The following is a 25727-nucleotide window of genomic DNA, read 5'->3' on the forward strand; positions in this document are numbered from 1 at the left end:
TTGCTGGCAATATAAGCACCGATCGCGTCGCGAATGACGGCGGCTCGCGGGCGTTGCTGTTTAGCGCCGATCGCCGCGAGTTCGTCTATTTGCTCGTCAGGCAGGGCAATCAAATACGTCCCACTCAACCTCGCTGTACGACATACAAATCGTATATCAGGTTTCGGAGTTGCCGAATACCTCCTGACACAACGCCGCGCCTTGCTCGGTCAGCCACGCGCTTCCCGTCCCTTCCTCGGTCATCTGCATATCGACCAGCCCGCCGTCCGTGAGCCCGGTCAATTGCCGCCGCAATGCGCTCATCGGCAAGCCGGCCTGTTTCGCGATCCTGGCGAGCGACCACGCGCGCCCGGGCGTTTCCGTCCGCGCGCGCCACAACTGCGCCAGCACGGCGACGAGCGCCGGATCGATGTCATCGCTCATACGCGTTCTCCCTTCTTCGTGTCCTTGCCCGCGCGCGTGCCGATCTCGCCGACAAGCTCGCCCAGCCGCTGCAACGCGGCCTCGCTCTGCGCGGTCCACGGATAACTGTAGTTGAGCCGGATGAAGTGGCTAAAGGCGTTGCGCGTCGAAAACATATAGCCCGGTCCGACCGTGATGCCGCAATCGAGCGCCGCGCGATACAGCCGCATCGAATCGACGCGTTCCGGCAATTCGACCCACAGCACGTAGCCGCCCTGCGGCGCGGACGTCCGCGTGCCCGGCGGAAAGAAGCGCTCGACCATCGCGCTCATGATGCGCGACTGCTGCCGATACAGCCTGCGCACACGTCGCAGATGCCGGTCGTAGCCGTCCTGCCGCAAATAATCGGCAATCGCGACCTGCGGCACGGAGGGCGTCGTCAACGTGTTGAGGAACTTCAGCTTTTCGACTTGCGCCCGATACCGACCCGGCATCGCCCAGCCGATGCGGTACGACGCCGTCAGGCTCTTCGAAAACGACGCGCAATGCAACACGAGCCCTTTCGTATCGAAGTTTTTGAGCGTCGACGGGCGTGCATCGCCGTAATAAAGCTCGTGATAGACATCGTTTTCGATGACTGGAATCTCATGCGTCGACAGCAGATCGACGAGCTGGCGCTTGCGCACGTCGGGCATCTGGAAGCCGAGCGGATTCTGGAAGTTGGGCATCACCATGCACGCGGCGATCTTGCCGCGCCCGATGATCTGCGCCAGCGCTTCGATGTCGATGCCATCGGCCGGATGCGTCGGCACCTCGATCGCGCGCATGCCGAGACGCTCGATCGCGTGCAGCATCGCGTAGTAAGTCGGGGACTCGACCGCTACCGTGTCGCCCGGCTTCGCGACGGCTTGCAGACTCAGGTTGATCGCCTCCGTCGCGCCGACGGTGATGACGATCTCGTCCGGATCGACCGGCACGCCGTTTTCCGCATAACGCCGCGCGATCTGGCGGATCAGTTCCGGATTGCCCGGCGGCAGATCGTCGATGAGATTCCAGCTCGCATGCCGCCGCGCGATCGCGTTCGCATACTGGTTGATGCGCCGCCACGGAAACGGGCCGGGATCGGGATACGGCGAGCCGAACGGCACGGCGTCGTGCGCGCCGATGCTGCGCAAAGTCGATAGCACGAGCCGGCTGACATCGACTTCCGACGCCGTCGCGATCACGCGCTTGGGCTGACTGTGCGCCGCGCCCGCCTGCGGCTTCGCGCGCACGAAATAACCGGATTGCGGGCGCGTCTCCAGAATGCCGCGGCTTTCGAGAATCGCGTAGGCGTGCAGCACGGTCTTGATGCTGACGCCGTGCTGCTGGCTCGCCTGCCGCACCGACGCGATCTTCTCGCCCGGCGCGAACACGCCGCGGCGCACGGCTTCCTCGATTTCATCGGCGAGCTTTTCGTAGAGCTTCAACGCGGGTGCTCCCTTTCGTTCCGACGTGACATGCAGTCTATGTCAAAACGTCGCAACTGTACTCCTCGTATTTCGTATTTTCTGTGCGCCGCGTTCGATTCGGGACACAGTAACCTTGGTGTCATCGCATGCCTTATCGAAGACGAATGCCATGAAGAAGCCGGAACCACGCATCGAACCGTACACGCATCCCGCCGCGGGCTGGGGCGCGTTGAAGCAGGTCGCCATCAATCTCGTCAAGGAAAAGGTGGCGGGCGGAAACTACCGGACGCTCTTCAAGCAGAATCAGCCCAACGGCTTCGATTGCCCCGGCTGCGCGTGGCCGGACCGCGAGCACGGCTCGACCTTCGAATTCTGCGAGAACGGCGTGAAGGCCGTCGCCGCGGAAGCGACGAGCAAGCGCGTCACGCCGGCGTTCTTCGAAGAGCACACGGTCTCCGCGCTGATGGCGCAAACCGATTACGAGCTGGAGCAGCACGGGCGGCTCACGGACCCGCTCGTCTACGATGCGAAGCGCGATCGCTACGTGCCGATCGAATGGGACGATGCGTTCGACCTGATCGCCTCGCACCTGAAAAAACTCGACGATCCGGACCGCGCCGCGTTCTACACATCGGGCCGCGCGAGCAATGAAGCCGCGTTTCTGTATCAATTGTTCGTGCGCATGTATGGCACCAACAATTTCCCCGATTGCTCGAACATGTGCCACGAAGCGACGAGCCGCGGCTTGCCGCACACCGTGGGCATCGGCAAGGGCACGGTCACGCTCGACGACTTCGAGCACGCCGACACGCTCCTGCTCTTCGGCCAGAACCCGGCGACGAACCATCCGCGCATGCTCGGCGAGTTGCGCGACTGCGCGAAGCGCGGCGCGACCATCGTGTCGATCAACCCGCTGAAGGAGCGCGGCCTCGAGCGCTTCGCGAGCCCGCAGCACACGCTCGACATGCTTTCCCCGAAGGGCGTCAAGATCAGCTCGGTGTTCATCCGCCCGAAAGTCGGCGGGGACTTCGCGCTCATCAAGGGCGTCGCGAAAAGCGTGATCGAACTGGACGACGAAGCTCGCGCGAACGGCGGCGAGCGCGTACTCGATGTCGATTTCATCGCACAGCACACGGTCGGCTTCAACGCCTTCGCCGACGATCTGCGCGCCGAAAGCTGGGACGCGATCATCGAAGAATCCGGCGTGGAAATGGCCGATCTGCTGAAGCTCGCCGATATCTACGCGAAAGGCCGTGCCGTCATCGCGACGTGGGGCATGGGCCTCACGCAGCACAAGAATTCCGTGCCGACGATTCAACTGCTCTCGAACCTGATGATGATGCGCGGGAATATCGGCCGGCGTGGCGCGGGGCTATGCCCGGTGCGCGGTCATTCGAACGTGCAAGGCGACCGCACCGTGGGTATCGAGGAAAAGCCGACGCAGGAGTTCCTCGACCGGCTCGGCGCCGCCTACGATTTCGAGCCGCCGCGCGAGCACGGCTACGACGTGGTCGAAACCATTCACGCGATGCTCGAAGGCAAGGTGAAGGTGTTCATCGGACTGGGCGGGAATTTCTCCATCGCGACGCCCGACACGCCGCGCACCTGGGAAGCCATGCGCTCGTGCGATCTCACCGTGCATATCACGACGAAGCTCAACCGCAGCCATCTCGTGCACGGCCGCGACGCGCTCATTCTGCCGACGCTCGGCCGCACCGAGATCGATCTTCAGAACGGCGTGCCGCAAGGCGTGAGCGTCGAGGATTCGATGAGCATGGTGCACATCTCGTACGGCATGAACAAGCCGGCCTCGCCGAATCTGCTTTCCGAAGTGGCGATCGTCGCGCGCATGGCGCATACGGCGCTCGGCTCGTCGAAGGTCGACTGGCGCGCGCATGCAGCCGACTATGCATTGATCCGCGATGGCATCGAGAAAGTGCTCGATGGCTTCGAGCGCTACAACGAACGTCTGAAGCAGCCCGGCGGCTTCCATCTGGGCGTGGCCTCGCGCGACCGCGTCTGGAAGACGCCGAGCGGCAAGGCGCAATTCATGGTGCACAAGATCGCAACCGATACGCCGATTCACCGTGCCCGCGCGCTCTACGGCGAGCGCCTGATGACGCTCATGACGACGCGCTCGCACGATCAGTACAACACGACGATTTACGGCCTCGACGACCGGTATCGCGGCGTGTACGGACAGCGGCACGTGCTGTTCGCCAACCGCGAGGACATCGACATGCTCGGCTTCGAGCCGGGCGAACTCGTGGATATCACGAGCGTATGGGACGACGGCGTGGAGCGGCGCGTGAACGGCTTCAAACTCGTGGAATACGATATTCCACGCGGTTGCCTCGGTGCGTATTATCCCGAGACCAACCCGCTCGTGCCGTTGTCGTCGGTTGCGGATGGCGCCGGTACGCCGACGTCGAAGTCCATTCCAGTGCTGCTGACGTCCGCCGAACAGGCCATTGCCGCCTGAGGCTGCGCGCCGCAGACATGCTGCAAAGCGCATGGAGGCGCGCTTTTTCACGTTGACGGATGCGGCGTTCGAGCGCGGCCGCGCCGCTGAACCGGCGGTCGACGAAGCCGCCCAGCACGGCGAGGATCGCGACCCACGCTATCCACCCGGCGGCGAAGCTGTCGAATGTGTCGCAGAACCAGGCGCCGCCCAGCATGGCGGCGGCGAACACCACCACGACCAGGATGAGCGGCGGACAATGCTCGTATTCGACACGGGTGTTGCCGCAGGTTCCCATGCCGAGCTGGTAGCCGCTCAAGGAATACGTGCCGGTGGACTGATTCATTCCGTTATTCCAACTGTCGTCGATTTGTGTTTGCACGAATCTACGCAGTCAGGGACATGGACAACACCAGAATAATCCGAACAAAACGATTTCAACGTCATACCATTGACTTTCGCCCAAACGTCGAAAACGGCAATGTGCTACTTCGCCCCCGCAAACTCCTGGATCTCGGCATCGGCTTCGCCCGCGAGCGGCACCACGCCGGACGGTCCAGTCGCGTGCGGCTGCAACAGCAGCGCGACGAGGCCGCTCCAGCCCGTTTGATGCGATGCGCCCACGCCGCGCCCGTTGTCGCCGTGAAAATATTCGTGAAAGAGCACGAGATCGCGTGAGCGCGGATCGGCCTGAAGCAGCGGATACGCGGCCATCACGGGACGCTCGCCGTTTTTGTCGAGCAGAAAGAGCGTGGTCACGCGGCGCGCGAGCTCGTCGGCGATCTGCGCGAGCGAGAACTTTTGCCCCGAGCCCGTCGGATATTCGACGCGGAAATCGTCGCCGTAGTAGCGATGAAACTCATGGATCGATTCGATCAGCAGATAATTCACCGGCATCCACACCGGGCCACGCCAGTTCGAGTTGCCGCCGAACACACGCGAGTCCGATTCCGCCGGCAGATAGCGGATGCTGAAGCTCTCGCTGTTGTGATAGAAGACGAACGGGTTATCGAGATGCACACGCGACAGGGCGCGCACGCCGTGATCGGAGAGAAACTCGGTTTCGTCGAGCATGCGTCTGAGCAGCGCCTTCATGCGATGCCCGCGCAAGAGCGACAGCAGCACGCTGTTGCCCTGCCCCGCCACGTTCCAGCGCGACACGAGCCGCGCGAGATCGGTGCGATGTTCCAGGAACCAGTGCAGGCGCTCGCGCAGCTCCGGCAGCGAGCGATACACCTTCGGCTCCAGCACATGCACGGCGAAGAGCGGAATCAGCCCGACGATCGAGCGGATGCGCATCGGCACGTTGGTTCCGTCGGGCAAACGCAGCTTGTCATAGAAGAACTCGTCTTCGCTGTCCCAGAGACCGGTGTCGCAGTCGTCCTCGCAGCTCACCGCCTCCGCGATATACAGAAAGTGCTCGAAGAACTTCACCGCGATATCGACGAACACCTTGTTCGCGTACGCGAGTTCAAGCGCGATGCGCATCAGGTCGAGCGCATACGCGGCCATCCACGCGGTGCCGTCGGCCTGATCGATGTGGCCGCCCGTCGGCAGCGGCGACGAGCGATCGAAGATGCCCACGTTGTCCAGCCCGAGAAAGCCTCCCTGAAAGACGTTCTTGCCGTCGGCGTCCTTGCGGTTGACCCACCACGAAAAGTTCAGCAGCAGCTTGTGGAACACGAGCTCCAGGAAGTCGCGGTCGCCGTGGCCGGTGATCGCGCGGTCGATCTCGTAGACGCGCCACGTCGCCCAGGCATGCACGGGCGGATTCGCATCGCCGAAAGCCCATTCGTACGCGGGTAACTGGCCGTTCGGATGCTGATAGCGGTCCTTCACGAGCAGGAGCAACTGGCGCTTGGCGAATTCCGGATCGATCAGCGCGAACGCGGCGGCATGAAACGCGAGATCCCACGACGCGTACCACGGGTATTCCCACTTGTCCGGCATCGATACGATGTCCGCGTTGCACAGATGCCGCCAGTCCACGTTTCGCCCGGAGCGGCGCTGCTTCGGCGGCTTCGGCTGGAGCGGATCGCCGTCCAGCCAGCGAGTCACATCGAACTGATAATACTGCTTCGACCACAGCATGCCCGCGAGCGCCTGGCGCTGCACGAGCCGCTGATCGGCATCGGCGATGTCGTGTTGCAGCGCGCCGTAGAACTCGTCCGCTTCCGCTAGACGGCGTTCGAAGAGACCATCGACATCGAGCGGCACGGCGTCCGGCGCTGACTCGGGCCGCCAGCGCAGATACACCACGGCCGTGCCGTGCGGCTCCAGTTCCAGATGCGCATGCGCGGCCGCGCGCGTGCCCTCGTCGCGGCGAATCGCGTGTTCGTCGCCTTGCACGATGTAATCGTTGAAGCCGTCCTTGAACGGTCCTTCGCCTTCCATGTGAAAGAGACGCCTGACGTTGGTCTCGTTTTCGCAGAAGAGCCACTCGATGTCCGCGGCATCCGGCGACCACGCGGTGACGACCATCGGCTCGTGATTGCCCTGTTGCGCGAGCACGTAGGTGCCCTGGTTCTGCACCGTCGCCACTTTCAGCGACGGCTTCGCGGGCGTCGGCGTCCACGACCATGTATTGCGCGCCCAGATCTGCGGCAGCACGTCGAGAGCCGCGGACACGTCGCCACGATTCTCGATCGTCACGCGCATCACGATGTCGTCGGCCGTGTGCTTGGCGTATTCCACCTGCACGTCGAAGTAACGCTCGTCGTCGAATACGCCGGTGTCGAGCACTTCGTACTCGGGCATGTCGGCGCCGCGCCGCGCGTTTTCATCGACGAGATCGGCATACGGAAACGCCGCATGCGGATACTTGTAGAGCATGCGCATGTAGGAATGCGTCGGCGTGCCGTCGATGTAGAAGTACAGTTCCTTCACGTCCTCGCCGTGATTGCCCTCCTGGTTCGTCAGACCGAAGAGCCGCTCCTTGATGATCGGATCGCAGCCGTTCCATAGCGCGAGCGAGACACACCAGTTGAGCTTGTCGTCGCCGAAGCCGGCGAGACCGTCCTCGCCCCAGCGATACGTGCGGCTGCGCGCATGATCGTGCGGAAAGTATTCCCATGCGGTGCCGAACTCGCTGTAGTCCTCGCGCACCGTGCCCCACTGGCGCTCGCTCAGATACGGCCCCCAACGCTGCCAGCGCGAGCAATCCTTCGAATGGAGCCTCGAGCCCTCGACGGTATCGAGCTGGTTGACGGGGCGCGATTTCGGCATGGGGCTCTCCTCGTTGGCGGCGTGCGAAGCCGCGGGCAAGACACGTAATTTAGCGCGTTTCGATGGCGGCCCGCGCGCCGTGCGCCTACTGCGCGCCGAGCAGTTTTTCGATGCGCAGGAGTTCCGCGAGCGACCACGCCTGGAACGGCGTGCCGCCGGGCGCGTGGGGCGCGTCGCCATCGGCGACTTCGCTGATGTGATCGAGGCCGAAGCGGTCCAGATGCGCGTAGAGCGGCGCAAGAAAGCGCTCGCGCGCGCCCGCCGCGCCGTGCACGCGCACCCACGCTTCGACGAACGGCCCGATCAGCCACGGCCACACGGTGCCCTGGTGATACGCGCCGTCGCGCTCCAGCACGCCGCCCGCATAGTGCGGCTTGTACGCCGGATCGGACGGCGCGAGCGTGCGCAGGCCGAGCGGCGTGAGCAACTGCGTCTCGACCTGCGCGACGACGGCATGCGCGATATCGCCATCGACGAGCGGAAACGGCAGCCCGCCGAGCGCGAAGATCTGATTCGGACGAATCGAGCGATCGACCTTGCCGGGCTCGTGATCGGCGTCGACGACATCGAAGAGCGTGCGCGTGTCCGGATCGACGAAACGCGCCGCGAACGACCGCAGCGCCCGATCGCGCAAGGTCTGCCAGTGCGGATTCCAAGCGCTTGCGATGGACAGCGCGTTGATCCATAGCGCCTGCACCTCGACCGGCTTGCCGATGCGCGGGGTCACGACCCAGTCGCCCGCCTTCGCGTCCATCCACGTGAGTTGCACGCCGGGCGTGCCCGCGCGCAGCAGGCCGTCGGTATCGGCGGCGATGTTAAAGCGCGTGCCGGACGAATAGCCTTGCAGGATCGCATCGGCGGCGCGTTGCAGGCGGCTCGTCGTGGCGGCGTGAGCGTAGCCGGTCGCCAGAAAATCCTGCACGGCGACGATGAACCACAGCGATGCATCGACGGCGTTGTATTCCGGCAAACCGCCGCTGTCCGGAAAGCGGTTCGGCACCATGCCTTCGGAGATCGTGTCGGCCCATTCGAGCAGGATCGATTCCGCTTCCTGATGCCGGCCGCACGCGAGCAGAAGGCCGCGCATCGAGATGAAGGTGTCGCGGCCCCAGTCGGTGAACCACGGAAAGCCCGCGATGATCGTGCGCCCGACATTGCGATTCACGACATACGCGTCCGCCGAGCGCGCGAGCCGCGAGCCGAACGACGCGCGGCGCTGCGTTTCCCGCGACGCCAGATGGGATGCATGCGCGATCGCGCTGTCTTCGAACGGCTTCTCGCGGCCCGCGTGCGCGTGCAGGATCATCACGGCGTCGCCGCGCGCGAAGTCGAAGGTGAAGAAGCCGGGCGTCGCGAGATCTTCGGTGAAATCGAGCCCGCGCTCGCGCTCGCGCACATAGCAGAAATTGCGATACCAGTCGGGCGCGTGCTCGTAAGCGCCGTTCGACGTCGCGCAGATCGCGGGCAGATCGCCGTACGGTTGCCATTGCACGCGCTCGCCTTCGAGCGTGGCGTCGAATGAAAAATTCGGATTCTCGTGATGCAGCGCGTGATAGTCGCGCCCTGAAAGAAGCGGACGCACGTCGAGCTTCGCGGCTGTCGATGCGCCTTCGAGACGCCAGCGCAACACGGTCTCGCGGCTTTCCTTCGCGACGAACACTTCCGCGACGATGACCGTGTCCGCGTCGATGCGATATCGCCATGTCGGCCACGGTTCGGTGTCGAAGGACAGCAGGCTCGGGGATGCGTCGGGATAGAGCACATCGGGTGCGTAGCGTTGCATCGTCAGAGGCAAGCGCCTGTCGTCCAGTTCGAGCCATGCTTCGATGCCGTTGACGAGCACGACGCGTCCCGCGGGCGGCTGCGTCGCGGCGAGCAGCAGCGCCTGATAGCGCCGCGTGCGCATCGTGCCGACGGTGCCGGATGCGAAGCCGCCGTACGCATCGGCTTCGAGCCATTCGTCTTCGAGATTGCTTGCGTCGGGGCGTTCGATGCGCGTCATGGTGTCGGCGTCTTCTGACGGAATTCCTTGAGCGCCTTCCTCGCCTTGCCCTGAATGGCGCGCTGCATTTGCGGCGTCCAGCCGAACAGCCAGCCGCTCACGCCGAGCGCCTGACGGCTCCAGCGCCAGAGATCGAAGACATCGGTTTGCTCGACGATGAAGCCGTCGCGGATCGCGAAGCGCGAGTCGATTTCGTTGACGACGCTGTGGCCGGTCGCGGAATAGGTATAACGCGCGACGGCTTTAGCGCTCGCCGTCTGACCGGTCGATGCGATGTTGGCGTAGGTGAGCGTGAAATCGGCGGCGCGGCCGAGGAGCATGCGCCACATGTCGCCGGCTTCCTTGCCGCGAAGGACGCCAAAGGCGGGGTCCTGGAACTGGATGTCGGGGGCGTAGCAGGCGGACATCGACTCAGCATCGCAAGTCTGGAACGCTTTGTAGAAACGTTCTATTAGCTCGGTGTTGGCGTTGGGCATTTGTCTTTTTGCGCTTGGGTCGCGGTGGAATCCTGTTCTCGTGTCGGTCTATTGGCACTGCCCCTGTGCGGGGCGGCAGTCACTTTCTTTGGCTAGCGTGTACGGACCGGAGACATGGGTGACAGGTGTGTCAGGACATGGGTAACACATTTAGCTCCTTTTGCCGCGTCCCTTCAAGCTGACGGTATCGATTCGATGATGAGCAAAGTACACGTCGTAGCTGCCATCGGTTTCGCTACATGCCCGCAACGCGATGGGCAGCTCAGCCGACGCACTCGAAACCTTGGAGCATTGCGACTTGAAGCGCACCTCACCGTTGATGCCCACGCGTCATACCGTTTCCGGATAATCCGTGCCGACGCGCGCGATGTCCGAATACTGCGAAACGCCATTTCCGCGGTGCTTAGACTGCCAGCGGTCGGCTGTTCGTCGGGGAACGCAAGGTTTGCATGCCAATGTTAATGAACCAATATGAATACGGGTTCCGGCAGTTAGAAGACCTCACCCCACCCAAACCATCACAGCATGAATAAGAATCCCAACCGCCCCCCCAACCAACGTCCCATTCACGCGAATAAACTGCAAATCCCGCCCGATATTAAGCTCGACATCCCGAACGAGCGTCGCGTCATCCCACTGCCTGACGGTCGCGGCGATATGATTCGCGATCCCATCGCGCAGCTCCGGAGCGAGCGCCTTCAACGCATCGCGCATATGCTCGTTGATCGAATCGCGTAGCGCCGGATCGCTGCCGAGCGCTTCGGCGAAACCGCCCGCCATCGCCACGACCTTCGCGTGCAGCGCCGAATCCGGCCGCCTGATATCCGCATCGAGCCATGCGATGAACTCGTCCCACAACCCGTTCACATAACCGCGCAACTCGGGCCGCTCGAGCCATTCGCGCTTGTGCTCGTCGATACGCGCCTTGAACGACGGGTCCGTTTTCAGACGCTCGACGAAACGCTCCACGGCCGCATCGAAAGCCTTGCGACGCTCGTGCTCCGGATCGCTGCTCACGTCGTGCAGCCATTGATTCGCGCCGCGCACGAGACCCGCCGCGAACTTGTTGCCGAGATCCTCGGCGTTCAGTCCGACAAAACCCAGCATGCCGATGAGCTTCGGATACTCCTCGCCCGCTACCGCGACGATGCGCGTCGCCAGCATCTCCTGCACCTCGGGCTTGTCGAGCCATGCGGCCATCTGCTTCAAGCCTTCGTCGAGCAGCAGTTGATGACGCCGATCGGACGTCAGCGTCGCCAGCACGCTGCCCGCCGCGCCCGCGAGATCGAACGAATCCGCGCGGCGGCGCAGCGTTTCGTAGAGCATGGTCTTGACGCGTTCGTCATCGACCAAAGACAGCAATTGGCCGACCGCCGTCACCGCTTTCCTGCCGAGCAATTCCGAGTTTTTCGGCTCCGCAAGCCACGTCGACAGACGGCTCGCCGGATCGAACGCATTCACGCGCGCGACGAGCGCATCGGTGCCGAGGAAACGGTCGCGCACGAATACGGCCAGGTTGTCCGCGACGCGCGCCTTGTTCGCCGGCAAGATCGCCGTGTGCGGGATAGGCACGCCGAGCGGATGGCGAAACAGCGCGACGACCGCGAACCAGTCCGCGAGCGCGCCGACCATCGCGGCTTCCGCGAACGACGATACCCACGCCCACACGCCCGCATCGTGCTGGCTTTTCGCGAGCGCGAACAGACAACCCGCCGCGACGAGCAACGCGGCGGCGAACCATTTCATTCTTCTGAGCGCGACGGCTTTGTCCTGCGATTTTTCCTGCGTTTCCATCTATTGTCTGGTTATGGTCTTGGAGAGGCCGAAAGCTTACCAGCAGTCCGTTGCAATGCGGATAACGCATCCATGGCGCGCGCCGCGTCGTCCACCGGCACGAAGATGTGATCGTGGTACGCCGCCGCGAGCACATTGCAGCTGATGTTCGCCTCGCCGAGCGCACGCGCGAACGCCGCCGTCAGACCCACCGCGTTCAGATCCGAATGCACGGTCAGCGTGATCCACGCCGCGCGAAAAAGCGGCGCGATGCCCGCCGCCTGCGCCGCGCTTTCCTCCATCACGACCGTCAAGCCTTCGCGCTCGCGAAACGTCGCGACGATGCCCGCGCCGCTCGCCACCGCATCGTGCGGCAGCGACGCGAACACGTAGACGCCGGGCTGCAACTCGGGCTCCATCGATGCGATCAGCGTATCGAGATCACGCGGCATTTTCGGCCTCGCGTGTACGTCCCAAAACGGGCCGCAGCGCCGCGCCCGTGTGGCTGCGCGGATGCGTCGCGAGTGTGTCCGGGTCTGCCGCCGCGACGATCGTGCCGCCGTTCACGCCGCCTTCGGGGCCGAGATCGAGCACCCAGTCGGCTTCGGCGATCACATCGAGATCGTGTTCGATGACGATCACGCTATGCCCGCCGTCCACCAGCCGATGCAGCACGCGGATCAGCTTCGCGACGTCCGCCATGTGAAGGCCGACGGTCGGTTCATCCAGCACGTAAAGCGTATGCGGCGGCTTCTGGCCGCGCCGCGTGATGTCGTCGCGCACTTTCGACAACTCGGTGACGAGCTTGATGCGCTGCGCCTCGCCGCCCGACAGCGTCGGCGACGGCTGGCCGAGCGTCAGATAACCGAGGCCGACATCGCGCAGCAACTGCAACGGATGCGCGATGCTCTGCATCGACGCGAAGAATTCGACGGCCTCGTCGATCTCCATCGTCAGCACTTCGCCGATGTTCTTGCCGCGCCATGTCACCGCGAGCGTCTCCGGATTGAAGCGCTGTCCGTGGCACACGTCGCACGGCACTTTCACGTCGGGCAGGAAGCTCATCGCGATGGTGCGCACGCCCTGACCTTCGCACGCCGGGCAACGCCCTTCGCCCGTGTTGAACGAGAAGCGCGACGGCGTGTAGCCGCGCGCGCGGGCTTCGAGCGTATCGGCGAACAGCTTGCGGATGGTGTCCCACATGCCGATGTACGTCGCCGGACATGAGCGCGGCGTCTTGCCGATCGGCGTCTGATCGACTTCGAGCACGCGATCGATCGCCTCGAAACCGGTGATGCCGCGGCATCCTTGCCACGCATGCGCCACATCGAACTTCGGACGCGGCGCCTCGCGCGCGAGCACGCTGGCGCGCGGTCTCGCGGCCGGTGCATCCGCCTGCGCCGCCTTGCGCGCACGCCGCACCGCGGGCGAAGAAAGCACCGAGCGGCCGACGGCGTCGAGCAGATTGGTCATGAGCACGTCGCGCGCGAGCGTGGATTTGCCCGAGCCCGACACGCCCGTGATCGCAACGAGCCGGTTCAGCGGCACGCTCGCCGTCACGTTGCGCAGATTGTGCAGCGTAGCGCCTTCGACGGTGAGCCATCGCTCGGGCGTCGCCGGACGTTTCGCGGTCCCGGCGCGCACTTCGCGGCGCGGCTGCAACGGATGCACGATCGGGTTCGCGAGGAACTGTCCCGTCAGCGACGCCTTGTGCGCCGCGAGATCCGTCACGTTGCCCTGCGCGACCACCGTGCCGCCGCGCTTGCCCGCGCCGGGCCCGATATCGATGATGTGATCCGCGCGGCGAATCGTGTCCTCGTCATGCTCGACGACGACGAGCGTATTGCCCTTGTCGTTCAGCTTTCTCAGCGCGGAAAGCAGAATCAGGTTGTCGCGCGGATGCAGACCGATGGTCGGTTCATCGAGCACGTAGCACACGCCTTGCAGATTGCTGCCGAGCTGCGCGGCGAGACGAATGCGTTGCGCTTCGCCGCCGGAAAGCGTCGGCGCGGCGCGATCGAGGCTCAGATAGCCGAGCCCGACCTCTTCGAGAAACTGCAGACGCCCTTCGATTTCGCTGACCACGTCGCGTGCGATATCCGCATCGCGGCCTTTCAGCCTGAGCGTGGCGATCCACTCGCGCGTATCGCTCACGGTCCAGCGCCCGACCTCCGTGATCGGATAATCGCCGAAGGTTACGGCGCGCGCGACCTCGTTCAGACGCGTGCCTTCGCACTCAGGGCACGGCTGATCGACGATATCGTCCGGTTCCTGATCCACCGAGCCGATGCTTTGCTCGCGTCCGCGATCGTCCTGCGCGAACAATGTGTCGTCGAACGCGGCGCGCTGTTCGCGCGTGAGCTTCACGCCCGTGCCGACGCATGTATTGCACCAGCCGTGCTTGCTGTTGTACGAGAACATGCGCGGATCGAGCTCGGGATAGCTCGTGCCGCAGACCGGACATGCGCGCTTCGTCGAGAACACGCGCGTTTCTTCCTTGCCACGGCGCGCGCCGTCCTGCCACGACCCATGCAGATCGTCGAGCGGCGCGCACAGATGCATCACGCCTTTGCCGATTTCGAGCGTTTCATCGAGCAGGCGGCGCAAATCGGCTTCGTTATCCGCCGATACGACGAGATCCGCGACCGGCAATTCGATCGTATGTTCGCGGAATCGATCGAGCTTCGGCCACGGGCTCACCGGCAAAAATTCGCCATCCACACGCAGATGCGTGTTGCCGCGCGCTTTCGCCCATTTCGCGAGATCGGTGTACACGCCCTTGCGATTCACGACAAGCGGCGCGAGCAGCCCGACATGCTGCCCCTTGAAATCGCGCATGATCTGCGCGGCGATCGACTCCGAGCTTTGCGACTGCACCGGCGTGCCGTCGTGGATGCAATGCTGGATGCCGAGCTTCACGTACAAGAGACGCAGGAAGTGCCAGACTTCCGATGTCGTCGCCACCGTCGACTTGCGTCCGCCGCGCGACAGGCGCTGCTCGATCGCGACTGTCGGCGGAATGCCATAGACGGCATCGACTTCGGGACGCCCCGCGGGCTGCACGATGGAACGCGCATACGCATTCAGCGATTCGAGGTAACGTCGCTGGCCTTCGTGAAAGAGAATGTCGAACGCGAGCGTCGACTTGCCCGAGCCGGACACGCCCGTGACGACGTTGAACTTGTTGTGCGGGATATCGACATCGAGCGACTTGAGATTGTGTTCGCGCGCGTTGACGATGCGCACGACGTTCTCGCCCTGCAATGCGCGGCGCGCGCTCGCGACTTGCGCCGCGAGTTGCAGCGGCACGCCCGCGCGCTTTTCCGCGGCGCCCGGCGCCATCGCTTCTTCATAGTCGAGCAACGCGCGGCCCGTATGCGACTGCTCGCAGGCCGCCACGTCGTCCGGCGTGCCGACGCACACGACCTGCCCGCCGCCATCGCCGCCTTCGGGACCGAGATCGACGATCCAGTCGGCCGCGCGAATCACATCGAGGTTATGTTCGATGACGATCAGCGAATGCCCGCGTTCCAGGAGACGCCGCAGCGCCTGCATCAGCTTGGCGATGTCGTCGAAATGCAGACCGGTGGTCGGCTCGTCGAACATGAAGAGGCGGCGCTCGCTGCTTTTGCCTTGCGATGTTTCCGCGAGATAACCCGCGAGCTTGAGACGCTGCGCCTCGCCGCCCGACAGCGTCGGCACCGGCTGGCCGAGCTTCACGTATTCGAGACCCACGTCGACGATCGGCTGCAGCACGCGCAGCACTTCCTTGTCGTTGGCGAAGAGATCGACGGCTTCGCTCACGGTCAGTTCGAGCACATCGGCGACGCTCAATTGACGGCGGCCGCGCTCGATCTTCACTTCGAGAATTTCAGCGCGATAACGCCGTCCGTCGCAATCCGGGCAGCGCAGATAGACATCGCTCAGGAACTGCATTTCGACGTGCTCGAAGCCCGAGCCGCCGCATGTCGGGCAGCGTCCGTCGCCCGAGTTGAAGCTGAACATGCTCGCGCTGTAACTGCGCTGCAACGCAAGCGGCGCCTTCGCATAGAGCTTGCGGATTTCGTCGAATGCGCCGACGTAGCTCGCCGGATTCGAACGCGCCGTGCGTCCGATCGGCGACTGATCGACGAACACGACATCGCTCAGATGCTCCGCGCCCTTCAACGCGCGAAACGCGCCGGGCGCTTCGGTCGCCTTGCCGAAATGACGCATCAGCGCGGGCGCGAGCACGTCCTGAATCAGCGTCGATTTGCCCGAGCCGGATACGCCCGTCACGCAGACGAGTCGTTGCAGCGGAATATCGACCGTCACGTCGCGCAGGTTGTGATCGCTCGCGCCTTCGAGCGTGAGACGCGGCGTGTTCGCATCGACGGCGCGCCGGTTCCAGTTCGACGCATGCGCGACATGCTTGCGGCCGCCGAGATACGCGCCGGTCAACGTGTCGGTGCTTCGAATCTCGTCGGGCGCGCCGTCGTAGACGATCTGACCGCCGCGCTCGCCCGGCCCCGGTCCCATGTCGATGAGACGATCCGCCGCAAGCATCACCGAAGGATCGTGCTCCACGACGACGAGCGTGTTGCCCGCGTCGCGCAGCCGGTGCATCGCCTCGACGATGCGGTTCAGATCGCGCGGATGCAGACCGATGCTCGGCTCATCGAGCACGAAGAGCGTGTTCACGAGCGAGGTGCCGAGCGCCGTCGTCAGGTTGATGCGCTGCACTTCGCCGCCCGACAGCGTGCGGCTCTGGCGATCGAGCGTCAGATAGCCGAGGCCGACGTCGCAAAGATATTTCAGACGCGTGCGCACTTCCGCGTGCAGCAGCTTGAGCGCTTCGTCGAGCAAGGTCGAAGGCAGCGTCAGCGAATCGAAGAAGCGGCGGATGCGCTCGATCGGCATCAGCATCAGATCATGAACCGTGAGGCCAGGAAGCGCTTCGAGTTGCGCGCGCGTCCAGTCGACGCCTTGCGGCATGAAGCGATTGCACGGCGCCAACACCGCATCGGCCTGTTCCTTCGTGCCGAGACGCCACAGCAGCGACTCGGTTTTCAGGCGCGCGCCGGCACAGACCGGGCACGTCGTATAGCTGCGATATTTCGACAGCAGCACGCGAATGTGCATCTTGTACGCCTTCGACTCCAGATAGTCGAAGAAGCGCTGCACGCCGTACCACTGGTTCTGCCACTTGCCGGTCCAGTCGGGCGAGCCCTTGATGACCCAGTCGCGTTCTTCCTGCGTGAGATCCTTCCACGGCACGCCGAGCCGAATGCCCGCCTTCGCGCCGTACTTCACGAGATCGTCCTGATTCTCTTTCCACGCGGGCGTTTGCAGCGTCTTGACCGCGCCTTCGCGCAGCGTCTTTTTATCGTCGGGGATGACGAGCCCGTAATCGACGCCGATCACGCGACCGAAGCCGCGGCACGTTTCGCACGCGCCATACGCCGAATTGAACGAGAACAGCGCCGGCTGCGGATCCGCGTAACGCAGGTCGCTTTCCGGGCTGTGCAGGCCGGTGGAGAAGCGCCAGATGTCCGGCTCGCCTTCGTCCTTCAGCACGTAGACGTCGACACGGCCGGTGCCGCGCAGCAATGCGCTTTCGATGGCCTCGAGCGCACGCGAGCGCTCCGTGTTCTGCAGGCGAAAACGATCCGCGACGACATCGAGCAGCTGCCGCGCGCCCGCTTCCGTCTGCACGCGGCGCTTCGCCTGCACGCGCGTGTAGCCGCTCGCGGATAGCCATTGCTCGACTTCCTCGTCGCTCGCCGTGTCGGGCAATTCGACGGGAAACGTGATCGCGAGACGCGGATCGTCGGCGCGCGTGCGTTCGAGCAGTTCGGCGTAGATCGTTTCGGGCGTGTCATGGCGCACGCGCTGCGACGTCTTCCTGTCGAACAGTTCGGCGGCGCGCGCGTAGAAGAGCTTCAGGTGATCGTTCAGTTCGGTCATCGTGCCGACGGTCGAGCGCGAGCTGCGCACCGGATTCGTCTGGTCGATGGCGATGGCGGGCGGCACGCCGTCCACGCGATCGACCTGTGGGCGGTCCATCCGGTCGAGAAACTGGCGCGCGTACGCGCTGAATGTCTCGACGTAGCGGCGCTGGCCTTCCGCGTAGAGCGTATCGAACACGAGGCTCGACTTGCCCGAGCCGGACGGCCCGGTCACGACCGTCATCTGGCCGGTGTGCAGGTCGAGGTCGAGATTCTTGAGGTTGTGCTGACGTGCGCCGCGAATGCGGATTGCGTTGTTCGATGCCAATTTTTCAACCGGTTCAATAGGTTAGGCGGCTCGTTGAAAGCCGAGGGCGAGGTCGCGCGAGTGTTCGGACGTGCGCGCCCGCCGTAGCGAACAGTACTGTACACGCATACAGTGTTTGTCGCCAAACGTGTCAAGAGTGTTCGTTTCCCTGCGCAAGACACTCGCCTGATCCGCGCGTCACGTCAGATGCGCGATGACGGCATCCGCGACGGCGTCCGGCGCCTCGCGCAGCGGAAAATGCCCCGCGCCGTCGATGACGACGCGCCGGTAGCCCGCCGGGAAATACGCGTCCTGGCCTGCCGAGCTCGCCGGTTCGTCGCAGGAATCCGCGCCGCCCTGGATCATCAGCGCGGGTACGCCGATGCGCTCGATCGTCCCGAGCCGCGCATAGAGTTCGGCGAGCGCCGGATCGGACGGCTGGTCGCTGCGCCAGCGCCGCCGATAGGCGTTCAGCGTGATCGGCACCCAATCGGGATTGTCGAAAGCGCGGGCCGTTGCCGCGAATTCGGTTTCGTCGAACCAGCCGGGCGGCGACCACGTGTCCCACTGAATGCGCGCGAAGCCTTTACGATCGGCGGCGACGGCGTCCGGGCCGCCGTCGAGCGACATGAACCATTGATACCAGAAGCGCCGTGCCTGAGAGAAATCCGGTAATTCGAAGACGCCGCGCGGCTGATACGCGAGCGCGAGCGCGGCCATGCGGCGCACGCGATCCGGAAACAGCGCGGAGATCGTGTACGCGGCGCGCGCGCCCCAATCGTGACCGACGGCATCGAATTGCGCGATGCCGAGCGCATCGGCGAGATCGACGGCGTCTTTCGCGAGCGCGACGCCTGAGCCGTCGCGCACGGTGTGGTCGGATAGGAAGCGCGTGCCGCCCGCGCCGCGCAACTCCGGAACGATGGTGCGATAGCCGGCGTCGTTGAGCCGCGCCGCGACCGCGTTCCAGGCGCGCGCCGCGTCGGGCCAGCCGTGGATCAGGAGAACGACGGGACCGTCGGCGGGACCGGAATCGGCGTAGGCGATATCGAGCGTCGGCGTGCGGGCGTGGCGTCCGAAGTCCAGCATGGCGAGACTCCTCGAATGGGAACGCGGGAGGGAGGAGTCATTCTAGCGAGCACGGGGCGGGCGTGCTCGCGACGCTCACGCCCCGATCAACACCCCGCTCCTGACCGCCTTCTCCCCCGTCACCCGCCCCATCGGCGCGCCTGCGTACACGAAGCGAATCGCGCGCCGCATATAAAACACGCCGTCATTGTTCGTGGCGACCGTAGTCACCGCGTCCGTGATCGGATCGACGATATCGAACACCGGATCGCCCGCTCTCAGCCGCGCGCCCACCTTCGCCCGATACACGACGATCCCGCTCACCGGCGCGCTCAACTGCTGGCTGCCCGCGAGCGGCGTCGCGGGTTGCGCGAGCGGCGGCGCGTCCTTCGCATCGCCGTCGATCACGCCGCGCGCGATCAGATAATCGACGATGGCATCGGCATCCTGCGCGGCGGTGTCGTAATCGACGTCACGCTGCCCGCGATGCTCGATCGTCGCCGCGATATTCGGCGCGCCGAGCGGCGTGTCGTCGCCGAGCCGCTCGCGCAGTTCGTTCCACAGCAGCGCATGAACCTCGTCGAACGACTGGCCGCCGGAATCCGTCGCGAGCAGCACGCCGTTCGCGTTGAGATGGCGCGCGAGCGGTTCGATCGCGGGCCAGCTCGCGGGGCTCGTGTAAATGTGCATCGTCGCTTCGAGCGAGCAATGCAGATCGAGCACGATATCGGCTCGCGAAGCCAGCGTGAGCAGCGTAAGCCGCAGCGATTCGAACTCGTTCTTTGCGGTCATTTCGCCGAGCATCTCCACGAGCGCGCCGCGCAATAGACGCGCATTGTGCGCGGCATCGGCGGACGAAAGACGTGCGCCCACGCGCTCGATCAAAGCGGCGGCGGGCGGCATCGGAAAGCTGCGGTTGAAGTTATGGCCGCTGTTCGCCTCGAAGCGTCCGAGAAACTGCCCGAGCACGTTCTGCGACAGGCCGATCGGATTCGCCACCGGCACGAGCACGATTTCACCGCGCACGCGGCCGTCGGCGTCGAGTGCGGCGAGCCGCTTTTTCAGCGTCCATGCGGTGAGCATCGCGGGCGTTTCGTCGGCATGCAACGACGCCTGAATATAGACCGTCTCGCCGTCGCGTTGCGCGTCGCCGAAATGAAAGCTGACGAGCTCGCGCGACGTGCCGAGCGTCGTCGAGACGAGTGAATGGCGTTTCGTTTGCATCGAAGAATCCTTAGTCACCGTACACGTCGAAGTCAAAATACTTGCGCGCGATCTTCTGATACGTGCCGTCGGCGCGCATGTCGTTCACGGCCTTGTCGATCTTCGCCTTGAGCGCCGTATCGTCCTGGCGCAGACCCATGCCCACGCCGTGATCGCCCATCGAAAGCGGCTCGCCCACGAACGCGAAGCCCGCGCCGCGCGGGGTCTTCAGGAAACCGTGCTCCGCTTCCACGGAGCCGAGCAGCGCGGCGTCGATGCGTCCCGCGCTCAGATCGTTCAACACGCCTTCCATGCTCTGATACGACACCACCTCGACGCCGCCCGGCTGCCAGTTCTTGAGCGCATAGGTTTCGAACTGGCTGCCGCTCTGCACGCCGATGCGCTTGCCGCGCAAGCCCTGCGCACTCGCCGTGAGCGGCGCGCCCTGCTTCGCGATCAGGCGCGAGCGGAACTGAAAGAGCTTGGTGGAAAACGCGATCTGCTTCATGCGCTTGTCGGTGATCGCCATCGACGACATGATTGCGTCGATCTTGCGTGCCTGAAGCGCGGGGATCATCCCCGAGAATTCGAGTTCGACCCACTGGCAGCGCATCGCGATGCGGCGGCAGATTTCATCGCCGAGATCGACGTCGAAGCCCGCGACGTGGCCATCGGGCGTCTTCACGTCCATCGGCGGATAGCCGGGATCGATGCCGAGCCGCAGCGCGTCGGCGTCTTTCGCGTGAACCGGTAAGGCCGCGACGAGCGATGCGGCCAGCAAGAGTGAGCTGAGTCTGAACATGAACGCGGTGTCTCCGGATTATCGCGAATCGGTGCCACCGATGGTACGAGTGCAAAATGCCCAGAAAAAGAGGCGTTTTGCTTATCATGATCACTTTTCGAGATCACCCGACGGAGACGCCGAGCGTGGATTTGACTCTGACGCAGTTGCGCATGTTCGTCGCCGTCGCCGATGCGGGCAGCGTGCGCGCGGCCGCGCGAAAGCTCGATGTCGCGCAGAGCGGCATCACGCAACAGTTGCAGAAGCTGGAAACGCTGGCGGGCGGGCCGCTGTTCGAACGCGACGTGCGCGGCGCGCGCCTCACGCCGATCGGCGAGCGATTGCGTCTGCGCGCCGATCTGATTCTCGGCGAATGCAGGAAGACCGAAGAGGAAATGCGCCAGTTGCGCGGCGAACTGACGGGCCGCGTCGCGCTCGGGCTCGCCGCCGAGGCGACGATGCGCCTCTTCCCCGCGCTGCTCGAGAGCTATCGCGAGCGTTGTCCGCGCATCGACGTGCATCTGACGAGCGCGACGTCGCGCATGCTGACATCATGGGTTCGCGACGGCAGTCTCGATTTCGCGCTCGCGCTGATCTCGCCCGATGCCGACATCCACGACATGGACACCACGCCGCTCTTCGATACCGAAGTCGCGGTGATCGCGCGGCGCGGTCATCCGCTCGCACGCTCACGCACGCTTCACGATCTGCGCGATGCGGAATGGGTCAGCACGCGGCAACGCGGCGGCGGTGCGCTGGGCAACAAGCTGTCGGCGCTCTTCGAGCACGCGAAGCTCGCGCCGCCACGCATCGCCGCGACGACCGAAGCCGTGTTCGACACGCTGCATTGCATCGCGTCGAGCGATTTCATCGGACTCGAACCCGCGAGCCTCGCGGGGCATGCGTTCTTTCGGGAGCACGTCGAGATCGTGCGGATCGCCGAGCGCGCCGCGAAAACGCCGGTGTGTCTCGTGCGGCGCGCGGGCGTGCCGCTGACGCCCGCGGCGCAGGAGCTCGCGACGATGGCCGTCTCGTTCGCGCGCATGCTGCCCGCTCAGCGCGAGGCGTGACGCGCGCGCGAGCCCTTCGCTGCGTTGGCGCGACGCGTCGCCCAGCCCTTCTTCGCCGCCGCCGAACGATCCGCCGCCGAACGCCGGCTGGCAGCCGCATGCGACTGGCGCGACAACGACTTGTGCGAAGCGGCCTTGGTGCTTTCGCGCTTGAGCACGCGTGTCGACACGGCTGAACGCTTCGACTTCGACTCGGTGCTCGCGCTCTTCTTCGTGCGATGCGAAGCCTTCGTGTCCTGCGCGGCCTTCTTGCGCGTGGCCTCGGACGACGCGCCCTTCTTCGGCGGCTTCGTCTTCACGCCCGAGCGGCGCGCCTCGGACAGCCCGATCGCGATGGCCTGCTTCGCCGATTTCGCGCCGTGCTTGCCTTCGCGGATGTGATCGATCTGCTCCTTCACGAACGCACCCGCCTGCGTGCTCGGGGACTTGCCTGCGCGCTTCGCCTTCGATGCGCGCTCGAGGGTTTTCTTTTCGGGCATGTCGGACCTCCGTATGAAGTGGACTTGCCCTTGCGAGGCGAGCAACGTGCGTGCCCGCCTTCCTCGCAGAGCTTTACTGCGTCAGGCGCAGCACACCGAGATTGCCCGCGATCTGCTGGAAGATCTGGTTGAGCGTCGCGTTGCTGGGCGCGTGATAGTAGTTGCCGGGGCTCGCGCACGACTGCATCGTCGTCTGCGCGTTGATGCTGTCCGTATCCGTGCCGTAGGTGCCGAAGGTGATCGAATAGATGATGATGCCCTCCTGCTTCATCGCCGAGCAGACGGCGAGCTGAAAGGCGTTGAGATCGTCGACGGAACCCATCGAGCCAGGCTTTTGCTTGTCCGCGAGCGTAGAGCCATCTGGACGGGTGACCGTCGAAGCCAGCAGATCCGCCCGGCCGTCGCCCGACAGTCCGTTGAACGCCTGCGGCGGCATGATGCCCGTCGATCCGCCCGGATCGTTTTCGCCATCGGACAGCACGATGACCACGCGCTGCAACGCCTGCGTCGTCTCGGGGCGCGGCAAGCTCGTATCGGTCGAAATCCAGCCGTTGCCCTTGCCCGCCACATTGTCCGACCACGACGACTTCAGCATGCGCCAGCCCCATAGCAGGCCGGTCGGGATGAGCGTCGAGCCGGCCGCCTGCATGTTCGTGATCGCGTTCGTCAGATCGGACTGGCTCTTGGTGAGGAAAAGCGCGGGCGCGATGTTGCACGGCCCGTTCGCGCCGTAGTTGGTGTTGCCGTTCTGATCGTACGTGGTCGTGGAGGTCGAGGTTGAACTCTTGTTGACGTACCACTGATCGTAGATCGCCGGCGGCGTCTTGCCGGAGAACGTCGTGTTGCACGAGGTTGTCACGCTGCCGCTCTTGAGGTAGGTGAGCGGCGCGCCCGCCGTAACGGACGGGTTCTTGTCGATCGTGCAGGTCGTCACCTTGTTCTTGGTCGACGTCGAGTACGTGTAGACGGAGAAACCGTTCTTCGGCACGTTGTAGAAGAACGGCCTGAAGCCCGGCGACGAGGCCGGCTCGTAAGGCGCGGCAAGCAGGTTGTCGCTCGCGTCGCGCGGCTCGACCGCGCAACCGCCCCATCCCGAGCCCTTCCAGTTTTTCACGGCCGTCATCGACATCTGCTGGTCGTTGTAGTTGTCGAAGCGCGGCGTGAGCCACTTGCCGGTCGGCTGCAGCGCGTTCTTCACGTTGACCATCGTCGTAAACGGGACGAGACCGACATACGAATCGTTGGTGGTCACCGAGAAGAGATTGCTCACGAGGCCCTGCGCCGCCTGGCGCAAACCCGTGATCTTCGTGCCCTGCGTGTGGTCCTTGCTGTTCGCGTAGTCGCTCATCGAACCCGTGTTGTCGAGCACCATCACGAGTTCGAGCGTGCTCTTCGGCAGGCGCAGCGCGGCGTTGCTCGCGGTGACGGTCGCGGCGTCGGGATTGGCCTGGTTCGGGTTGCCCGAACCGCCGCCGGAACCCGAGCCGTCCTGCGCAGTGTTCTTGCCGAAGATGATCGGCGCGATGAGCGGCATCGTGCCCGTCGCGGAAAGCTGGATTGTTTGCCCCGTCGCCGGCGCGCCCGACACCTGCGCCGCGAACTTCGCATCGGGCAGGTTCAGCGCCATGTAGCCCGAGGGCATGTTGACGTCGTAATAGGCGCGCGCGTCGAGCTTCCAGTTCGCGAGATCGGCGGGCTTGGTCGTGTCGTAATGCGCAAGGTCGGCGCCCGCCGAAAGCGTCGCGACGTCGAGCGCCATCTGCATGCGGGCCTGCGTCATCTCGTAGTGGATCGCGTCGATGGCCGTGCACATCGAGCCGATCATCAGGCTCGCGCAGACCGCGAACACCATCGTGACGGCGCCCTGATCGCCGCGCAAGAGATTGCGCGCGGTGCGCGCGTTCAGGAAACCGGCTTTCTTTCGCATTGCGATCCCGATCCCGTTGCCGATGGATTCGTCAGCGCGAGCGCCTGGCCGTTGCGCGGACGCACGTAGACGCGCTCGTAGATGGTCGTCGCGACCGGCGCCTTGCTCCAGAACGCCGAGGTCAGCGCAAACGGCGTGTAGTTGTAGAAGACCTCGACGGCGATGGCCGAATCGCCATAACGGAACGGCCAGTTCGTCGGAATCGCGTTCGTCGACGTGATCGTCGACTTCATGCCGCTCGGTTGCCACGACGGCTTCGCGGCCCACAGAATCGTCGCCGTGCCCGGGTCCTGCGTCGGATTGAGCACCGACTGGCAGCCGCAATTCACCGCCTGATCGCAGATCGCGGTGACGATCACGCCGCCGTTGCCGTTGAGCTGATTCGGCGATGCCAGCGTGACCGCGGCCGCCCAGATCGAAGTCAGGCTGTTTGCGTTGGCCGCGTTGTTCTGGCTCGATCCGTCGTCGATGACGTTGCTCATCTGCCCGATCGAATCCGCGAGCGTGAACGCCGTGTGCTCGACGAGGCTCACGGCGCGCATGTAGAGATACAGCTCGGTGAAGCCGAGCAGGATGAGCAGCATGATCGGCACGACGATCACGAACTCGATCGCCACGCTGCCGCGCTCCGAGCGCATCAGCCGCTTCGCAAGACGGCGCGTGCGCCTTGGCGCAGCCGCGAAGAACGCCGGTCGCATCGTTCCGGTTGCGGGCTTCATTTTTCGTTCTGCACGAGATAGCTGCGCTGGAAGGTCATCGTGTCGACGCCGAAGAGCTTCGGAATGCCCGAGAAGGTCGGCATCGTCACGACGATGTCATAGAGCACGACGTCGCCGAAGCCGCCCATCGTGTCCTGATAGTTGTTGGCGGCGATGTCGTTGTAGGTGCTGTATGCGCGCGTCGTGATGTCCACGGTTCCGCCGATGTTCTTCCAGCCGCCCAGCACGTTGTTGATGATGCGGCGCGCCTCGGCGTCGCGCGTGCTGTCCGACGGCGCCACCGTCGTGAGTCCCGCGCGCGAGGCCTGCTGCGCCGCGAACTGCACGGAGGCATCGACGATCATGTCGAGCGCGACTTCGACCGTGCCGAGGATCAGGATGAACACCACCGGCGCGACGAACGCGAACTCGATGGCCGACACGCCGCGCTCGTCGCGTGCGAGACGCGTGAGCAAG

General features: G+C 64.6%; 19 protein-coding genes. 3 read left to right on the plus strand and 16 right to left on the minus strand.

The window, feature by feature from the left end; all coding sequences use genetic code 11:
* Positions 1–156: 156 nt before the first annotated feature.
* Together NCS28_RS19385 and NCS28_RS19390 are read right to left on the minus strand one after the other, a co-directional pair.
* Complete coding sequence (locus tag NCS28_RS19385) at positions 157–423, minus strand: helix-turn-helix domain-containing protein (protein WP_250515378.1); 267 nt, start codon at positions 421–423, stop codon at positions 157–159.
* Positions 420–1871: an aminotransferase-like domain-containing protein gene (locus tag NCS28_RS19390; protein WP_250515379.1), complete on the minus strand. Its 1452-nt coding sequence runs from the start codon at positions 1869–1871 to the stop codon at positions 420–422. Before NCS28_RS19390 ends, NCS28_RS19385 begins: the two co-directional genes overlap by 4 nt.
* A 151-nt stretch (positions 1872–2022) precedes the next feature.
* Here NCS28_RS19390 and NCS28_RS19395 point away from each other — a divergent pair, with 151 nt between their 5' ends.
* Entirely contained in the window at positions 2023–4335 is a 2313-nt protein-coding gene (locus NCS28_RS19395) for an FdhF/YdeP family oxidoreductase (RefSeq protein WP_250515380.1), read from the plus strand.
* Positions 4336–4366: 31 nt separating this feature from the next.
* Complete coding sequence (locus NCS28_RS19400) at positions 4367–4735, plus strand: hypothetical protein (protein ID WP_250515381.1); 369 nt, start codon at positions 4367–4369, stop codon at positions 4733–4735.
* A gap of 65 nt (positions 4736–4800) precedes the next feature.
* On the opposite strand, the gene NCS28_RS19405 is transcribed toward NCS28_RS19400, so the two are convergent.
* From NCS28_RS19405 to NCS28_RS19445, 10 genes are all read right to left on the minus strand, one after another.
* Positions 4801–7539, minus strand: coding sequence for an MGH1-like glycoside hydrolase domain-containing protein (locus NCS28_RS19405; protein ID WP_250515382.1), 2739 nt, complete (start codon positions 7537–7539; stop codon positions 4801–4803).
* Positions 7540–7624: 85 nt separating this feature from the next.
* Entirely contained in the window at positions 7625–9541 is a 1917-nt protein-coding gene (locus tag NCS28_RS19410) for an amylo-alpha-1,6-glucosidase (protein ID WP_250515383.1), read from the minus strand.
* Complete coding sequence (locus NCS28_RS19415; protein ID WP_250515384.1) at positions 9538–10017, minus strand: nuclear transport factor 2 family protein; 480 nt, start codon at positions 10015–10017, stop codon at positions 9538–9540. Before NCS28_RS19415 ends, NCS28_RS19410 begins: the two co-directional genes overlap by 4 nt.
* Positions 10018–10167: 150 nt before the next feature.
* Positions 10168–10344, minus strand: coding sequence for a hypothetical protein (locus tag NCS28_RS33540; RefSeq protein WP_502801216.1), 177 nt, complete (start codon positions 10342–10344; stop codon positions 10168–10170).
* A 174-nt stretch (positions 10345–10518) separates the two neighbouring features.
* On the minus strand, positions 10519–11811 hold the full coding sequence (locus NCS28_RS19420) for a DUF445 domain-containing protein (protein ID WP_250515385.1): 1293 nt from the start codon (positions 11809–11811) through the stop codon (positions 10519–10521).
* Between the two features lie 11 nt (positions 11812–11822).
* Positions 11823–12242, minus strand: coding sequence for an ACT domain-containing protein (locus tag NCS28_RS19425; RefSeq protein WP_250515386.1), 420 nt, complete (start codon positions 12240–12242; stop codon positions 11823–11825).
* On the minus strand, positions 12232–18045 hold the full coding sequence (gene uvrA, locus NCS28_RS19430) for an excinuclease ABC subunit UvrA (RefSeq protein WP_250515387.1): 5814 nt from the start codon (positions 18043–18045) through the stop codon (positions 12232–12234). The genes NCS28_RS19425 and uvrA overlap by 11 nt, the downstream gene beginning before the upstream one ends.
* A gap of 177 nt (positions 18046–18222) precedes the next feature.
* Positions 18223–19113, minus strand: a complete 891-nt coding sequence (locus NCS28_RS19435) for an alpha/beta fold hydrolase (RefSeq protein WP_250515388.1) — start codon at positions 19111–19113, stop codon at positions 18223–18225.
* A gap of 75 nt (positions 19114–19188) precedes the next feature.
* Positions 19189–20316 (minus strand): succinylglutamate desuccinylase/aspartoacylase family protein, encoded by a 1128-nt coding sequence (locus NCS28_RS19440; protein ID WP_250515389.1) that lies wholly within the window; start codon positions 20314–20316, stop codon positions 19189–19191.
* Between the two features lie 10 nt (positions 20317–20326).
* Positions 20327–21097, minus strand: a complete 771-nt coding sequence (locus tag NCS28_RS19445; protein ID WP_250515390.1) for a transporter substrate-binding domain-containing protein — start codon at positions 21095–21097, stop codon at positions 20327–20329.
* Positions 21098–21222: 125 nt separating this feature from the next.
* Between NCS28_RS19445 and NCS28_RS19450 the strand changes: the two genes are divergently transcribed.
* Entirely contained in the window at positions 21223–22146 is a 924-nt protein-coding gene (locus tag NCS28_RS19450) for a LysR family transcriptional regulator (protein ID WP_250515391.1), read from the plus strand.
* Here NCS28_RS19450 and NCS28_RS19455 read toward each other — a convergent pair.
* The 4 genes from NCS28_RS19455 to NCS28_RS19470 all read right to left on the minus strand — a co-directional run bounded on the left by NCS28_RS19455 (position 22131) and on the right by NCS28_RS19470 (position 25726).
* A complete protein-coding gene (locus tag NCS28_RS19455; protein ID WP_250515392.1) occupies positions 22131–22625 on the minus strand; it encodes a DUF6496 domain-containing protein in 495 nt (164 codons plus the stop codon). The two genes, NCS28_RS19450 and NCS28_RS19455, sit on opposite strands and share 16 nt — an antisense overlap.
* A 73-nt stretch (positions 22626–22698) precedes the next feature.
* Positions 22699–24552, minus strand: a complete 1854-nt coding sequence (locus NCS28_RS19460; RefSeq protein ID WP_250515393.1) for a VWA domain-containing protein — start codon at positions 24550–24552, stop codon at positions 22699–22701.
* Positions 24528–25271: a TadE/TadG family type IV pilus assembly protein gene (locus NCS28_RS19465; RefSeq protein WP_250515394.1), complete on the minus strand. Its 744-nt coding sequence runs from the start codon at positions 25269–25271 to the stop codon at positions 24528–24530. The genes NCS28_RS19460 and NCS28_RS19465 overlap by 25 nt, the downstream gene beginning before the upstream one ends.
* The gene (locus NCS28_RS19470; protein WP_250515395.1) at positions 25268–25726 is read right to left on the minus strand and encodes a TadE/TadG family type IV pilus assembly protein; all 459 of its coding nucleotides are present in this window, start codon (positions 25724–25726) and stop codon (positions 25268–25270) included. The genes NCS28_RS19465 and NCS28_RS19470 overlap by 4 nt, the downstream gene beginning before the upstream one ends.
* Between the last annotated feature and the right edge of the window lies 1 nt (position 25727).

This window comes from Caballeronia sp. INDeC2 (assembly GCF_023631325.1).
Lineage (GTDB): Bacteria > Pseudomonadota > Gammaproteobacteria > Burkholderiales > Burkholderiaceae > Caballeronia.

Bases quoted from the DNA above. Each gene is read 5' to 3' on its own strand.
- NCS28_RS19435 (WP_250515388.1), bottom strand. From the start codon at position 19,113: ATGCTGGACTTCGGACGCCACGCCCGCACGCCGACGCTCGATATCGCC.
- NCS28_RS19410 (WP_250515383.1), bottom strand. From the start codon at position 9,541: ATGACGCGCATCGAACGCCCCGACGCAAGCAATCTCGAAGACGAATGG.
- NCS28_RS19445 (WP_250515390.1), bottom strand. From the start codon at position 21,097: ATGTTCAGACTCAGCTCACTCTTGCTGGCCGCATCGCTCGTCGCGGCC.
- NCS28_RS19385 (WP_250515378.1), bottom strand. From the start codon at position 423: ATGAGCGATGACATCGATCCGGCGCTCGTCGCCGTGCTGGCGCAGTTG.
- NCS28_RS19395 (WP_250515380.1), top strand. From the start codon at position 2,023: ATGAAGAAGCCGGAACCACGCATCGAACCGTACACGCATCCCGCCGCG.
- NCS28_RS19420 (WP_250515385.1), bottom strand. From the start codon at position 11,811: ATGGAAACGCAGGAAAAATCGCAGGACAAAGCCGTCGCGCTCAGAAGA.
- NCS28_RS19425 (WP_250515386.1), bottom strand. From the start codon at position 12,242: ATGCCGCGTGATCTCGATACGCTGATCGCATCGATGGAGCCCGAGTTG.
- NCS28_RS19465 (WP_250515394.1), bottom strand. From the start codon at position 25,271: ATGAAGCCCGCAACCGGAACGATGCGACCGGCGTTCTTCGCGGCTGCG.
- NCS28_RS19440 (WP_250515389.1), bottom strand. From the start codon at position 20,316: ATGCAAACGAAACGCCATTCACTCGTCTCGACGACGCTCGGCACGTCG.
- NCS28_RS19415 (WP_250515384.1), bottom strand. From the start codon at position 10,017: ATGCCCAACGCCAACACCGAGCTAATAGAACGTTTCTACAAAGCGTTC.
- NCS28_RS19455 (WP_250515392.1), bottom strand. From the start codon at position 22,625: ATGCCCGAAAAGAAAACCCTCGAGCGCGCATCGAAGGCGAAGCGCGCA.
- NCS28_RS19405 (WP_250515382.1), bottom strand. From the start codon at position 7,539: ATGCCGAAATCGCGCCCCGTCAACCAGCTCGATACCGTCGAGGGCTCG.
- NCS28_RS19460 (WP_250515393.1), bottom strand. From the start codon at position 24,552: ATGCGAAAGAAAGCCGGTTTCCTGAACGCGCGCACCGCGCGCAATCTC.
- NCS28_RS19400 (WP_250515381.1), top strand. From the start codon at position 4,367: ATGGAGGCGCGCTTTTTCACGTTGACGGATGCGGCGTTCGAGCGCGGC.